This is a genomic window from Desulfovibrio sp. JC022, assembly GCF_010470665.1.
In the GTDB taxonomy this organism is placed as follows: Bacteria; Desulfobacterota; Desulfovibrionia; order Desulfovibrionales; family Desulfovibrionaceae; genus Maridesulfovibrio.
In genome coordinates this window covers 1-14,908 of record NZ_VOPZ01000018.1, presented here as the reverse complement: position 1 = coordinate 14,908, position 14,908 = coordinate 1, and the positions used below count along the sequence as shown (strand labels likewise).

At 45.1% G+C, this 14,908-nt stretch carries 13 protein-coding genes and 1 pseudogene; 12 read left to right on the top strand and 2 right to left on the bottom strand.

Features of this window, described 5'->3' with window-relative positions; translation table 11 throughout:
* Nucleotides 1–5 precede the first annotated feature (5 nt).
* The 6 genes from FMS18_RS19760 (at nt 6) to FMS18_RS19735 (ending at nt 7,726) form a co-directional block, all read left to right on the top strand.
* Nucleotides 6–1,238: a type II secretion system F family protein gene (locus tag FMS18_RS19760; protein WP_163296383.1), complete on the top strand. Its 1,233-nt coding sequence runs from the start codon at nt 6–8 to the stop codon at nt 1,236–1,238.
* Nucleotides 1,239–1,324: 86 nt separating this feature from the next.
* Nucleotides 1,325–2,152, top strand: coding sequence for a PDZ domain-containing protein (locus FMS18_RS19755; RefSeq protein WP_163296382.1), 828 nt, complete (start codon nt 1,325–1,327; stop codon nt 2,150–2,152).
* 55 nt (nt 2,153–2,207) lie between these two features.
* Nucleotides 2,208–4,070 carry a type II secretion system secretin GspD gene (gene gspD / locus FMS18_RS19750; protein WP_163296381.1) on the top strand — a complete coding sequence of 621 codons (1,863 nt, stop codon included), beginning with the start codon at nt 2,208–2,210 and terminating at the stop codon, nt 4,068–4,070.
* A 15-nt stretch (nt 4,071–4,085) separates the two neighbouring features.
* Nucleotides 4,086–5,774, top strand: a complete 1,689-nt coding sequence (gene gspE, locus FMS18_RS19745) for a type II secretion system ATPase GspE (protein ID WP_163296380.1) — start codon at nt 4,086–4,088, stop codon at nt 5,772–5,774.
* Between the two features lie 23 nt (nt 5,775–5,797).
* The gene (gspN, locus tag FMS18_RS19740) at nt 5,798–6,760 is read left to right on the top strand and encodes a type II secretion system protein GspN (protein WP_163296379.1); all 963 of its coding nucleotides are present in this window, start codon (nt 5,798–5,800) and stop codon (nt 6,758–6,760) included.
* 6 nt (nt 6,761–6,766) lie between these two features.
* The gene (locus FMS18_RS19735) at nt 6,767–7,726 is read left to right on the top strand and encodes a glycosyltransferase family 2 protein (protein WP_163296378.1); all 960 of its coding nucleotides are present in this window, start codon (nt 6,767–6,769) and stop codon (nt 7,724–7,726) included.
* Nucleotides 7,727–7,728: 2 nt separating this feature from the next.
* Here the strand turns inward: FMS18_RS19735 and FMS18_RS19730 are convergent, their stop codons facing one another.
* The gene (locus FMS18_RS19730) at nt 7,729–8,859 is read right to left on the bottom strand and encodes a glycosyltransferase family 1 protein (RefSeq protein ID WP_163296377.1); all 1,131 of its coding nucleotides are present in this window, start codon (nt 8,857–8,859) and stop codon (nt 7,729–7,731) included.
* A gap of 1 nt (nt 8,860) precedes the next feature.
* Between FMS18_RS19730 and wecB the strand changes: the two genes are divergently transcribed.
* The 6 genes from wecB to FMS18_RS19700 all read left to right on the top strand — a co-directional run bounded on the left by wecB (nt 8,861) and on the right by FMS18_RS19700 (nt 13,902).
* Entirely contained in the window at nt 8,861–9,976 is a 1,116-nt protein-coding gene (gene wecB / locus FMS18_RS19725; RefSeq protein ID WP_163296376.1) for a non-hydrolyzing UDP-N-acetylglucosamine 2-epimerase, read from the top strand.
* 49 nt (nt 9,977–10,025) lie between these two features.
* The gene (locus tag FMS18_RS19720) at nt 10,026–10,796 is read left to right on the top strand and encodes an ABC transporter permease (RefSeq protein ID WP_163296375.1); all 771 of its coding nucleotides are present in this window, start codon (nt 10,026–10,028) and stop codon (nt 10,794–10,796) included.
* A 62-nt stretch (nt 10,797–10,858) separates the two neighbouring features.
* A complete protein-coding gene (locus tag FMS18_RS19715) occupies nt 10,859–11,497 on the top strand; it encodes an ABC transporter ATP-binding protein (protein WP_203544717.1) in 639 nt (212 codons plus the stop codon).
* Nucleotides 11,498–11,518: 21 nt separating this feature from the next.
* Complete coding sequence (locus FMS18_RS19710; protein WP_163296373.1) at nt 11,519–12,103, top strand: SIS domain-containing protein; 585 nt, start codon at nt 11,519–11,521, stop codon at nt 12,101–12,103.
* A 2-nt stretch (nt 12,104–12,105) separates the two neighbouring features.
* Nucleotides 12,106–13,302, top strand: a complete 1,197-nt coding sequence (gene gmhB, locus FMS18_RS19705; protein ID WP_163296372.1) for a D-glycero-beta-D-manno-heptose 1,7-bisphosphate 7-phosphatase — start codon at nt 12,106–12,108, stop codon at nt 13,300–13,302.
* Nucleotides 13,303–13,491: 189 nt separating this feature from the next.
* Complete coding sequence (locus FMS18_RS19700; RefSeq protein WP_163296371.1) at nt 13,492–13,902, top strand: hypothetical protein; 411 nt, start codon at nt 13,492–13,494, stop codon at nt 13,900–13,902.
* Between the two features lie 202 nt (nt 13,903–14,104).
* On the opposite strand, the pseudogene FMS18_RS19695 reads toward FMS18_RS19700, so the two are convergent.
* Nucleotides 14,105–14,760: pseudogene (locus tag FMS18_RS19695) on the bottom strand (IS3 family transposase); the annotation flags it as partial.
* Between the last annotated feature and the right edge of the window lie 148 nt (nt 14,761–14,908).

Below are 14,908 nucleotides of genomic sequence, written 5' to 3'. Positions count from 1 at the left end.
AGGTTTTGTCCGCATTTCAATACAAAGCAGTCTCCAGTGCCGGTAAATCGGTTAAAGGGATAATCGAAGCAGACAATAAGGCTGCGGCTTTGACTTCTTTGAAGGAGAAGGGGCTGTATCCTACCAAATTGTCGCGGGTGCGTGAAAGAAGGGGGAACGGCGGTGGCTCATCTTTCAGGCTGCTTTACCAGAAAATTTTTCGTAGGGTGTCACCAAAGGTCCTGGCCGGATCGGTTCGGCAGTTGGCAACTCTTTTGACTGCGGGCATGGCTCTTGATGTGGCTCTTGCGGCCATGCTTGAAGGCCGTGGCGCTTCTGAACTGGACAAGGTCCTTTCTGAAATCCGTGAGCGGGTCCGTGAGGGGATGTCGCTTGCCGAGGCCATGGCTGAGCATAAGCATGTCTTCTCAACTACATTTGTAACCATGGTTGAGGCCGGAGAGAACTCCGGTTCCCTTGATCTTGTGCTGGGGCGTCTGGCGGATCACCTCGAAGCGCAGGTTGCCTTGCGTAGAAAGGTTCAGTCTGCTCTAGCTTATCCGATTTTGATGCTGTTGGTAGGGGGCGGCATATTTATTTTCTTGATGATGTTTATCGTCCCCAAGGTGACCCAGATTTTCATCGATATGAAACAGCAGCTGCCATTGCCGACCAGAATCCTGATTAGTTTCAGTGATTTCATGGGCCAGTGGTGGCATGTCATGCTGCTTAGCTTAATCGGACTGGTTGTAATCGGCGTAAAATTCAAGAAGACAGCAAGGGGAAAGCGGTTTTTCGACAAGCTTAAATTCTCACTGCCGGTGATGGGGAATCTGTCCCGTTATATCGAAGTAGGTAATTTTACCAGAACTCTCGGCTTGCTTTTGAGGAATGATGTAAATCTGCTCAAGGGATTGGGGATTGTCCGTTCCGCTTCATCGAATTTTTATCTTGAAAGGGTCGTGGATCAGATAACAGAGGATGTGCAGGAGGGTAAGGATCTGGCCTTGGCCATGCGCGGGAGCTTCCTCTTTGACCCGACCCATGTGCAATTGATCTCGGCAGGGGAGCGCAGCGGACAGCTCGACAGGATGTTTCTCATTGTTGCGGATGATTGCGATGATGAAGTGGACAGCAAATTACAAATGCTGACCTCGCTGATTGAGCCTTTGATGATTTTATCCCTTGGGGTCATTGTCGGTTTTGTTGTTGTGTCCATCATTATGCCCATTTTCCAGATGAACAGTCTGGTGGGGTGATGCTTTATTTTTTGCTGGCGTGGGCGGTGGATAAAGTTTATTAGAGAAGTGGTTCGGTCATTTAAGAAATCTTTTTGCAGGTAGTGATGTTGGGTAAGCTTAAAATTCTTGGTGAGATACTGATTGTCACCGTGTCAGCCTATTGTCTGGCGAGCGGTGTTTTTCTCTTTATCAAGCCTGCTGAAATAACACTTCCTGATACAGCTGCCATCGCACCTGCAATCAATTTAAAGCAGAAAGCAGGCAGGGCTCATTTTGAAGTCATTAACAACCGAAATCTGTTTGCTGCATTTGACCCTGCAAAGGTCGTCAAGCCCAAACCGAAACCGAAACCCAAACCTGTCAATGATTTAGCCAGCCTGCCGGTCGCTACTAATTATCGGCTTATAGGCACTGTTTATGCGTCTGATCCCCTCTTGCGCAGGGCGGTTGTCATTATTGACGGGCGTTACCATGTATTAAAAAAGGGCGAGCAATATAAGGATATTATCATTTCTGAGGTTAAACGCCGGGCTGTTGTCCTGACAAGGGGAGGCCGTAAAGAAATCATCATGATTGACGGTGATGACAAAAAGATCGCAGCCAAGTCGGACTCAGGTGATGTTCTGCTGAACAGGAAAAAAATGGGAAAAGTCATATCCAGGCCTGAAGATATACTCAGCAAGGTTGATTTTGCCCCGGCAAAGGTTGATGGTCAGAAAGGGCTTTTGATCAACGGTGTGGCGGATGATTCTGTTCTGGCGGATATAGGCATAAAGGAAGGGGACCTGATTGTGAGCGTGAACGGTCAGGGTTTCAATTCCATGGCTGATCTTATGAATATGGCTAAAATGCGGGTTAAAGACTCGATTGAAATAAAAATATGGCGCAATAAGCGTTTTGAAACATTAAAATTGAAATTTAGTAATGCGTAATATTTTTATCTATATAGTGGCTTGTTTCATTTTTCTGGCACCTGTGTCGGCAAATATGAATGTTCACTCTGCCCGTGCCGCCGGGGGGACCATCAGTCTTGATTTCAAGGCTGTGGACATTCACATTCTGATCAAGTTTATCAGTGAGATTACCGGCAAAAACTTTATTGTGGATAAAAATGTCGGCGGAAGGGTTACAATCTATTCCCCCACCAAGATTTCGGTTGATGAAGCATATAAGGTTTTTGAATCCGTACTGCAGTTAAATGGATTTGTGATCATTCCCAGCGGCAATACGTACAAAATTCTGCCGGCAGCCAGAGGCCAGAATCTTGCTGTTCCTACAAATGTCGGCGGACGCGGGATGGATGGGCGTAGCGACGAACTCATTACACAGATAATTCCGCTTAAAAATTCAAGTGTTACAGAACTGGGAACTATTGTGCAGACCATGCTGGGTCCCACCGGCGGGGTTTCCATGTACAAGCCTTCAAATACCCTGATTGTTACTACCCTTGCCTCAAACCTGAAGAGGATTTTGAAAATTGTGCATGAGGTTGACCGCCGCCAGTATGCTACGCGGTCCGAGAATATTGTAATCAAGTTCGGGGACGCCGAAACCATTTCCGAATCCATCAACAAGATTATGACCGCCAAGCTTGCTGACATGGAAAAGAAAGGTCGGCAGGGCATTGCGCTGACCATAGCAGACGAGCGGACCAACTCCATCTATGTTCTTGCAGATGCCGCTAACCTGACCAACATCAAGTCCATGATTTCTTCGATGGATCTGCCCACACCGGAAGGAAAGGGCGGAATCCATCTCTACAATCTGCATAACGCCAATTCTGAAGATCTGGCCAAGGTCCTCACAGAGCTGGTCAGCGGGGCGAGTGCAGCCAAAGATGCAAAAGACAAGGTCGTTAAAGGCAAGGTGAAAATCGTGGCGGACAAAGCCACCAACAGTCTTGTAATCACTGCGCGGCCTGACGACTATACCCATCTGGAAAAGATAATAAAGAAAATGGATGTACGCCGGAAGCAGGTCTTCATTGAAGCCCTGATTATGGAAGTTTCGGATGATGCTGATTTTGAATTCGGTGCCAACTGGGTAATCCCCGCTGCTGGTGGCGATACAATGGTATTCGGTTCTGCCTCCACTGGCAGTACTGGGACGATTTCTCTTTCTGACGGTATGGCTGCATTTCCTCCAGGTGGGGCGATTGGAGCTCTGTTCAGCGATGTATTCAAAGTGGGCGGGACTGAGTACAGTGTGCAATCTTTGATTAGTGCTTCTGAGTCTAATGATGATTTTAGCATTTTATCGACACCACAGTTGATGACTTTGGATAATCAGGAAGCAACAGTTAACGTAGTAGACAACATCCCCTTTTCAACAAAAACCACTACCAACAACGTTGACTCTGATTACGAATCTCAGAATCTTGAGTACAAAGACGTCGGAGTAAAGCTAAAGGTTACACCGCACATTGGTCAGGACGATGATTTGCAGCTTAATGTGTTTCAAGAGGTGAGTCGTGTTGTTCCGTCTACTGTCAGCTCAAATATTATTGCACCAACGACTCGTAAGCGTGAAGTTGAGACCGTTATTCAGGTTAAGGACGGGCAGACTATAGTCATTGCCGGGTTGCTTGGAGAAGACGATACTATCAACGAAAGTAAAGTTCCCTTGCTTGGGGATATCCCCGGCTTGGGGTATCTTTTCCGCTATGAGAAGAAAGAGAAAGTAAAAACAAATCTGTTTGTCTTTCTGACTCCCAAGATTATGGATTCTGTTGAAGAAGAAGACCAGCTCTACAAAGAAAAACGCCAGAAAATGTATGATATTGAGGTGGGAGCTGACGGCCTCGGCAAAGTTCGGACCGGTTTGCCTGTAATGCCTGAGATTTTATTTTAGAGCGGGGTTGGCTGTATGAATACTAAGTCGATCCAATCAGAGCTTGTTTCCGCAGGATTGTTCAATGAGGAAGAGCTTCTACCGCTGGTTGAGCAGGCAGAGGTAGAAGGCGAGTTGCTGCTTGATTACCTGTTACTGAAGGACAAGCTTTCTGAAGAAAATTTATTGAATTTAGAATCGAAACTGTTTCATCTTGATGAGCTTAATCCTATTCCCGATGATTTTGTTGATTCCGACATGATCCGTAAATTTCCAATCCAGTTTTTACGGCAGGTTCTTTGCGTACCCTTAAATGATAACGGTAAATTGGTTTTGGCTATTGGCCGAGCCAAGCAGCTTGAACGGGTTGAAGAGTTCTATTTTGTTCTCAAAGAATCCCCGCAGGTTGTGTTGGCAAAGTCCAGTGATATTTTGCGGGTTATCAACAATGTTTTTGGCGAGGCTCCAGACCCTGAGGTGACGGATGTCCTTGACGAAGCAGCGGACGAGTTCGGAACGGATTTTTTTGCTGATAAAATTGAAGACTTGCTCGATGACTCCAGCGATGCTCCGCTGATTAAGCTGGTCAACATGATTATGGCACAGGCTGTGCGGGCCAATGCCAGTGATGTTCATATCGAGCCTTACAAGGATTCCTTGCGGGTGCGATTCAGACTGGACGGGGTCCTCTACGACAAGCATTCCCTGCCCCGGCGTATTCATGCCGCCATGGTCTCTAGAATTAAAATCATGGGCAAGATGAATATTGCTGAAAAGCGTTTGCCGCAGGATGGGCGCATTTCTCTCAGTCTTGGCGGACGTCAGGTCGATTTACGTGTGTCGTGCCTGCCTACTTCGTATGGTGAAAGAATAGTTCTCCGTTTATTGGAAAAGAATTCCAGTGTGCTGAGTATTCAGGAGTTAGGTCTTGGACAGGACAGTCTGCGCAGGATCAAAAATCTAGTGAATGTTTCGCATGGGATTATTCTGGTTACCGGGCCAACCGGTAGCGGCAAGACAACGTCCCTGTACGCCATCCTGAACCATATCAACGCCCCTGATAAAAATATTCTGACCATCGAAGACCCGGTGGAATACCAAATTGAGGGCGTCGGCCAGATGCAGGTCAACAAGAAGATTAATCTGAATTTCGCAGACGGATTGCGTTCTATTGTCCGTCAGGACCCGGATGTTATCCTTATTGGGGAGATTCGCGACAAGGAAACTGCTGATATTGCCATTCAGTCTGCGCTTACCGGTCATCTTGTTTTTTCAACCTTGCATACAAATGATGCGCCTAGCGCAGTGGCTAGGCTTATCGATATGGGAGTGGAACCCTTCCTGCTTTCTTCGGTCCTGCGTGCGGTTATTGCACAGCGTCTTGTGCGTGTTCTGTGTCCTCACTGCAAGGAAAAATTTGTTCCGGACGGGGCGGCAGTATCTGAATACGGTCCTCTGGCTCGGGCTTTTGTTAAGCGTGAGATTCATCGGGCCAAGGGCTGCGAAGAGTGCATGAATACAGGTTATCAGGGGCGAAACGCCATTTATGAGATCATGACCGTTTCCGATGCAGTAAAGGCCCTGACAGTGAGGTCCGCTGATTCGAACCGCATCAGAAAGCAGGCCAAAAAAGACGGCATGAAAACGCTTAAAATTGACGGCTGCCGCAAGATCCTTGAAGGCAAGACTTCTCTGGCTGAAGTAAAACGGGTTACAAACTTATAGCAGGTGGATTTACCGGTGTTACCATGGGCCTGAGCTTGGCATACCTAAAAGATAAATTTTCCTTCACATTGCCTTTGGGTGGGGGACGCAGCAGAAGAAAAGCCCCGTTGAAAATCGGCAGGCGTCATACCTATTACTTAATTTACGGGCTGTTCGTATTTACAATTGTTTTTTGCGGGAACTATTTCAGCTCCCGGATCGAGCCGATGATCCGTGCCGGACTCCAGAATCAGCCGTTGTATGATATCCAAATAAGTTCCATCGATCCCATCCTGTTCCCACCGCAGCTTGATCTTTCAGCCATCAATGTAAAAGAAAAAAAGACCGGGCGGCAGTTGGTTCAAATAGATAGGCTTCTTGTACAACCCGACCTGCTCGGTCTGCTCAAAACCAGATTGGCGCTCAAGCTTGAAGGCAGTGTTTACGGTGCGTTGCTTGAGGGGGGGGTCGGTTCCGGAACGCTGTTCAACTTCAATGCGTTTCTGGTGGATTTGGATTGTGACAATCTGTCTCTCAACAAAATACCTGAGATAAATGCGCTTAATCTGGGCTTGGAAGGTACGGGACGCTTAAGTCTGGACCTGCAGGGCGATGCCGGTGATCCGAAAACATTTCGCGGAAGTCTTGTTTTAGGCTTACAAAAAACGGCATTTAAGGGGATTGCCCCTTTGTTTGTCGCTCCCAGAGTGCAGATGGACAGCCTCAGCGGCAGTGTGCATCTGGAGAATCTTGTGCTCAATCTTGACCAAATGGAGCTTCGCGGCAAAAGCATGTCCGGAAACATGTCCGGGAAGATAGGTCTCGACCCAGCTAATATCAACAACAGCATGCTTGAGCTTAAGGGGCAGGTTAAAGCTGATCTCGCGTTGTTTAATCAACAGGTTATTGTACAGAAAAAGGCGATTGCTTTGATGCAGGCCGGGAAACCGATTCCGGTTGAGATCAGCGAAACTTTGGGAAAGCCTTGGGTTAGTCTGGTGGAGTAGACAACTATGCCATCCTCGTTTGAGAAATCTTTCTTTGCTATAATTCTGGTTCATTATGGGGCAATTGACATTACATTGAAGTGTTTGGCTTCGATAAGAGAAAGCACAGACGCAGCTCTTGTTGTGATTTCTAATAACGGAACGAAAGAACAGGGGGAAACTTTGGCAACTTGTTTGGAGAGTTGCTTCAAAAGCGTTGCCCATCTTCTACCCGGTCAAATGTGGGACGGCAAATCTGGAGCAGTTTTAGTTGACAACTGCGACAATATTGGGTTTGCCAATGCATGCAATAATGGCATTGCTGCAATCAGAAGCAGGAGTAATGTCTCCCATGTTTGGCTTTTGAACAATGATACACAAATTTCTAAAAGTTCTTTGAATAGCCTCAAACTTTGTTCTCGAATGCATCCGAGGAGCATTATTGGAACCAGTGTTGTTCGATCTGATAATCCACAACACTTTCAACTTGCAGGAGGTGTTAAATATTCCCCTTGGACTTCGCGAATTAAGCCTGCGTACGAAGATGTTCTTCTGGATGAGCGAAGAACACTGGATGATCCGGAAATAGACTATATCTATGGGGCGAGTATGCTTATTCCTATTGATGCATTTTCAGAAGTGGGTATGCTCAATGGTGATTTTTTCCTGTATTATGAGGAGCTTGATTTTTGTGTGCGCGCAAAAGCTGCAGGATATACTTTGCATTGGTGCCGCGATTGTATCGTCATTCATGAACTCAGTGCTACAATCGGGCGATCTGGGTTGTCGAGTTCTGAGCGATTATCTTTTGCTGCGTATCATGAGGCCCGTTCTACAATCCTTTTTACTTTGAAATTTTATCCTGCCGTCTTGCCTGCCGTATTATTTCTGCGGCTTACAGCTAAACCTCTATTTTTAGCGCTTCGTGGAGAATGGAGCAGTATTCCGGCGGCGGTAAAAGGTTTGTGGGCTGGGTTGGTCGGTTAAGACTAGTTGATGTGTTTTTTTAGTGTCTTGATTATGGTTTGAGCCCTGCATTCCCAACTATTTGCTTCAATAAAATTAATGCGTTCTTTTTGACTGGCATACATACGAACACCTGATTGCATTTTTAGTATGTATTGTTCGAGTTGAGTGGCTGACTCATAAAAAATTACAAATTTATTGAACCTGTCTATTTCTGGATAGTATATGCTAAATACTGGTTTGGAAAATGATATGTATTCATACATTTTGACGGGATCTACACCAAGAATGAGGTCGTTTTTTTTGAACGGCATAATGAAGGCATCGAATTTTTGTGCTGCTCTATAAAGTTTTTGATGAGTCATCGGGCCATGAAAATGCATCCTGTTGTGCTCATATGGGGGATGGTGCTCGACAGGGCCTATAAAATGGATATGTATGTTCTTATTTGTTTTCGTGATTTGCTGAAGAACCTCCCAATCCATCCAGATGGAAATTGTGCCGAAGTAGCAGAGGTGAATTCCTTTCTGATTTTCCTCTACGGTTGTTTTGTTTGTTTCTGAAGTTGCGTATGCATTGGAAATTGCCTTTTGGGGGGCGCCGTTACGCACCAAATATATTTTTCCGGAATTTGTTTTATTGCCCAGTTGATTCAGCAGGTGTTTACTGGAACAGAAAATAATATCTGCCCGTTCAAGAAGTCTTTCTTCCAATTCCTTAATACGCTGTCTAGCCGCACGGTCTGAAAAGAAACCTTCGGCTAAATCCATACAATCGTAAACCAGAGTTATTTCCCTCATCAGCCTGTTTGGGAGTATGGGTAATAAGTCAGGGAATGTAACCCAAATTACATGCGGGCGCAGCAGCAATATATGTAATCCTATGTAGACTTTTTGCAGGCAATGTGAAATGTTTCCAAATATAATTTCCGGTATGGGAAGCAATGGAATAGTCCTACAAACTTGTTTATTTTTTGTAAGTCTTTTGCGAAATGGGTTTAAGCGATATAAAATCCATAAATCAAATTTTTCGCAGAGCGCGGCAGCCAATGCTTGGGGGCGTTGCCATACCCAATTCCAATCTATATGCATGAGATAGAGCATGCGTATATGGTTATTTTTTTTTTGAGCAGCGGAATTATTTTTGGAAGACATAATGAAAATACTCACTTTGTTTGGAACTAGGCCAGAAGGTATCAAGATGGCTCCATTAGTCAAGGAGTTGGGACGTCGTAATGATGTCAGTTCAAAGGTCTGCGTTACCGGCCAGCATAGGGAAATGTTGTCCCAGGTTCTCGATCTCTTTGATATCAATCCTGATTATGATCTTGCCTTGATGCGTGAGAATCAGACGCTTTCTTCTTTGACTGCAGGTGTGCTCACCGGGCTAGAAGGTATACTAAGCCGTGAGTCGTTTGATTGGGTGCTGGTCCAAGGGGACACAACCACTACCATGGCTGCAGGCTTGGCTGCATATTATCACCAAATTCCAGTGGGGCATGTTGAAGCTGGATTACGAACCGGGGATATTTATCAACCTTTCCCAGAAGAAGTGAATCGATGCATGACAGGTGTCATGGCGCAAGCTCACTTTGCACCAACTCAATGGGCGGCAGAAAATCTTTTGCAGGAGAATATTTCACCGGAAAAAGTTTTTGTTACAGGCAATACTGTCATTGATGCCTTGCATGATGTGGCAGGACGTTCTTTTGACATGCAAGAGTCCGTGTTGAAAGATATTCCTAGAGAACAACGTATAGTATTGTTAACGGCGCACCGGCGTGAGAATTTTGGAAAACCTATCCGCGATATTTGTCGTGTGGTCCTCAAGATATTGGAAGAATTTAAGGATGTGCATGTCGTGTACCCTGTACATCTTAATCCGAATATACAGTCTCCGGTTCGAGAATTTTTAGGCAATCATGAACGTATAACTTTGTGTGATCCGCTTGAGTATGCATCTCTGGTGCGGGTAATGAAGCGAGCCTATTTCGTGCTTACCGATTCCGGTGGAATTCAGGAAGAGGCTCCTGGGCTTGGTAAGCCTGTGCTTGTGTTACGGAATACGACAGAACGCCCCGAAGGTATTGAGTCTGGCAATGTCCGCCTTGTTGGGAATCGATATGAAGGAATCCTTGAAGCGATAAGGGAGTTACTGACAGATCAAAGAATATTCGAAGAAATGTCTAAAACGGTCAATACTTATGGTGATGGGTCTGCTTCTCAGTCGATAGTCGATATTCTTGTTGATTTGTACAGAGCAAGGTCTTAGATAGGTTTTAGCATAGTCTTTTGAAAATTATAAAGGTTAATAATTTGACATGACTTCTAAGCGTTTTTTTCAGCTTGCATATATATACGTAAAGGCAAATTTGCGAGTAGAAGTATCTTCCTACTATCTGAACTATGTCTGGTGGGTGCTTGAGCCTGTGTTCATGATGACCGTTTTTTACGTGGTTTTTGATATTATGTTGAATCAGGGAACTCAGCATTTTGTAGGCTTTCTGCTTGTAGGCCTTGCTTCGTGGAATTGGTTTGCTCGTAGTGTGAATAATAGTAAGAATAGCATTCATGATGCTCGAGGATTGATACTTCAAGTTAGAATCCCAAAAATGTTCTTCCCGTTCACTACTGTTTGCCAGGATAGTTTTAAGCAATTATTTGTAGTTGCTTTGTTATTGTTGTTTTTGTTGTTTTATCCCACTCCTGTGACTGTTTGCTGGTTTGCATTGCCTATTCTGCTTGCTCTTCAGTTTGTGCTCAACTTGGCTGTTGGGATGTTTTGTGCGGCAATCGTTCCATTTGTTCCTGATATGAGGTTCATTGTCAGCACAGTGATAGAGATTCTTTTTTTCGCGACTGGGATATTCTATGATTTAGACACCATGGTTCTTCCTGAACATAGACCGATTATATATGCAAATCCCATGGCAGGATTGCTTAAAAATTATCGTGCTGTGTTGTTGCACGGAGATTGGCCAAATTGGTTCTACCTTTTGTATGTAGCTGGATTCTCATTCGTGTTTTTAGCTGTTGCTTTGTATTTGTTAAATCGCTTTGACAATGTTTACCCTAGGGTTTGTCAGCAATGAGTAGTGTCCCTTTGGTTTGTTTTGATCGTGTCCGTTGCTCCTTCAAAGTTCGGTACAGCCTATTGAAAAGCAAAACGTACGATGCTTTGAAAGATATCTCGATGACCATTCATGCGGGGGAGACTCTTGGGATAATAGGTGGTAATGGGGCTGGAAAGTCTACGTTGCTTAAGCTTATTGCCCGCATTCTGATGCCGGATGGCGGTAAGATTACTTTTCATCAAGATGCAAGTGTCTCTTTGTTGAGCCTTCAGATGGGGTTTAACGCTGAGCTGTCCGGTAGAGACAATGCTCTGATCAATGCTATGCTTATCGGTTTCTCCCGTGAAGAGGCGGAAGCAAAAATGGATAAGATAATTGCATTCTCAGAACTGGAGCAGTGGATTGATGATCCGTTAAAGACATACTCCTCAGGCATGCAGGCCCGACTTGGGTTTGGCGTTGCTCTCGAGATGTCTCCAGATATTTTGTTGGTTGATGAGGTGCTCGGAGTGGGGGATCAGGAATTTCAGAAGAAGTCGACAGAAGCCATGTTGGAAAAGATGCGCTCCAAGCAGACAACGGTTTTTGTTTCACATGATCTTCATACCCTGAGTTCTTTGTGTAATCGATGTGTTTGGATAGATGATGGTCGTACTGTTGCTGAGGGTGAAACTGGTGAAGTTGTCGAACGATACCTTAGCAGGAATAATATCGCCTGATAGCGTGTAGGAGTATATGATATGCTTGATCCCATTGAACGCGTAAAAGAAATGCAAAAGATATTGGAGTCCATGGCCGCAGACACAGAGTGGGCTGAAGCAGTTAAGGTCGCAGCTTCATTGTGCGTTTCTTCTCTTAAGGCAGGCGGGAAGGTGTTGTTTTGCGGAAATGGCGGTAGTGCTGCTGATGCTCAGCATTTAGCAGCGGAACTTACAGGAAGGTTTCTTTATGATAGGCCGCCGCTTTATGGAGAAGCTCTACATTGCAATACTTCCGCATTGACTGCCGTAGGAAATGACTATGGCTATGACCGTGTTTTTGAACGGCAGATCCAAGCAAAGGGCAAGGCTGGTGATGTGCTCATAGGTCTTTCTACTTCAGGTAACTCCGGTAATGTGGTCAAGGCTCTTGAGGCGGCCCGTGACCAAATGATGAAAACAATTTCTCTTGTAGGCAGCCGGGCATGCCTGATGGCTGAATTGGCGGATGTCTGTATTGCCATTCCTTCCGATCAGACTCCCCGGATTCAGGAAGGTCATATTCTCAGTGGTCACACATTGTGTGAGATTATTGAGGCCGAGATGTTTCCGAGGGAGACTGTTTAAACATGATCAAACAAGCAGTTATTCTCGCAGGGGGAAAAGGAACCAGATTGGGAACTTTGACCAAAACTACCCCTAAACCTGTGATCCCTGTGGCAGGAAAACCTTTCCTTTCTCATCTGTTGTGGAATTTGGCTCGACATGGAGTTACCGAGATTCTTCTTTCAACCGGATATCTTCATGAGGTGTTGAATGAGTCTCTGGGGGATGGCTCCAGATTTGGCGTGAATTTGACGTATGTTCAGGAGGAGTCCCCTCTTGGTACCGGCGGAGGACTGCGCAATTGTCTGGAAGAGCTTCATGATCGATTTTTCGTTCTTAACGGGGATAGTATCTTTGATATCAATTATCTCGACTTGATCAATGGGGAGACTGATGTGGTTCTCGCGTTGCGAAAAGTTGAGGATACGGCAAGATACGGGCGTGTGGTGCATGAAAATGGGATGGTGTCTTCTTTTTTAGAAAAAGGAGAGTCCGGTCCGGGGGCAATTAACGGTGGTGTCTATTTAATGTCCCGCGATGTTGTGGCTGCCCTGCCTGAAGGGGCGTCATCACTCGAAAAGGATTGGTTTCCTAAATTGGCCAGCGAAGGCAAACTTTCCTGTCGTGAATTGAACGGATTTTTTATCGATATAGGTATCCCGGAGGACCTTGAACGGGCGCAGACCGCAATTCCTAAATGGCGTTGCAAGCCTGCGCTTTTTCTTGATAGGGACGGCGTAATAAATGTGAATCATGGGTACGTGCATAAAATCGATGACCTGACTTGGTGCAACGGCGCCAGAGAGGCCATCAAGGCTGCTAATGATAGGGGGTGGCTGGTATTGGTCCTCACCAATCAGGCCGGAATAGGGCGAGGATATTACGACCATGGTGCTTTTCATGTTTTTATGGACTATATGCGTGCAGAGCTTGCTGTATTGGGTGCGCATATTGATGGCGTTTACTATTGTCCCCATCACCCCACCGAAGCTGTGGGGGAATATCTTAAGCAGTGTGACTGTCGCAAACCTGAACCGGGAATGCTGAAGCGGGCCATTGAGGAATGGGATATCAATCTGGAGCAGAGTGTGCTTATTGGAGATTCCGAAAGCGACCTGATTGCAGGGGAACGGGCCGGTGTGCGGCGTGTGTTTTTATTTGATCCGGATACGATGAGTCTTGCGGATGAAGTGGGAAAACTTTGTAAGGCGACAGCCTGACTTTGGGGATGCGTGATTTTATGGATATTAAAAGATATATAGCCAAGCATTGAGTCTGATAGGTTTGAAGGTCGACAGATGGAGTGAGCACGAACGAAGGCAACATTATTTGCTCGTTTCGATTGATAATATGCAAGCTCAAATTAACGAATTTCAAAAAAAGATTTTCAAAGATTTGAAGCCTCATTGTTGAAATTACATGAAACAGTTGAGCGTATCAGGGTTTCTGGGCAGGAAGACACGGATCAACTCCTCGAACTAAATGAGTCTATTCTCAAAGAGAATTCAGTTCAGTTTAATGATTTAATATGTCGATTGCAATATGTTTTAGATGAGATTCTGCATCTATCAAATGTTAACGATATGCATTATAGGGATTTGTTGGTTGTGTCTGATAAGTTTAATAGTCTAATGCGCACTCCTATCTATGTAAAAATTGAATTTCCGATTGCAAACGAAAGTAATGATCATATTAATCCTCGAGGAACTATTAATGATAACATAAGACATTCAAGGTTTGTCCTTGCATGTGAAAGACATTTTCCAGATATAAAGATTGATTATATAGATCTAGGTTGTGCTGGAGGTGGGATTGTGTAGGATTTTATCTTGAGGGGGCATTCCGCAGTAGGTATAGAGGGGAGCAATGTATCACTATTGGCCCAAAGAGCAGAATGGAGACTGTTGAACGAAGAATTAAAAACATCTGATATAACGAAAAAATTTGATATTTTGTTTGGTGCTATGAATAAAAGGTTTCAAGCTCATGTTATATCTGCATGGGAATGTAAACCTCCCCAAGTTAGTGCCACCCGTAAGTAGAGTTTTCTTGGGGTGAATGTGTTTGGACATACTCGACTGGGGTCATGTCCCCGAGCGATTCATGTGGTCGCTCTTCGTTGTATTGACGAATCCAGTCTTCGGTTATGTCCTTGACCTCTGACAACGTTGAAAACAGGTAAAATCTAAGACCTCATTACGGAATGTTTTGTTAAAGCGTTCAATGTACGAGTTCTGAGTCGGTTTGCCTGGTTGAATGAATTCCAGCGCAACACCATTTCTTTCGGCCCTATCTGCCAATGTCACCGAAATAAGTTCTGGGCTGTTATCCATCCTCATTTTTTCAGGAAAGCCGCGCCATGCCGAAACTCTGTCCAGTACACGCGTAATCCTTCCGGCGGGCAGACTTGTGTCTACTTCAATAGTCAAGCATTCGCGGCTGAAATCATCGAGCACATTAAAAGTTCTAAACCTTTGTCCACTCATCAGCGAGTCATGCATAAAATCAATCGACCAGCAGATGTTGGCTTTCGGCGGAACTGATAAAGTCTGAGGATTCCGGGAAGGTAAACGTTTCTTACCCTTTCGCCGGAAATTCATTTTAAGCCTGCAGTAAACTCGATAAACCCTTTTATGGTTCCAGCGGTGTCCTTGCTTGCGCAGCAGGATAAATAATTTGTATGCGTCAAAACAGCCCCACCTTTTCAAGGATGGCTCACTGTGTATAATCAGGACTCGTTCTTTGACATAGCCTGTGGCAATAAGGCTTTGAGATCGTGTTCACCCTTGGCATGTGGCAGCCGTTCAAAGAGATAAAGTAGGTATT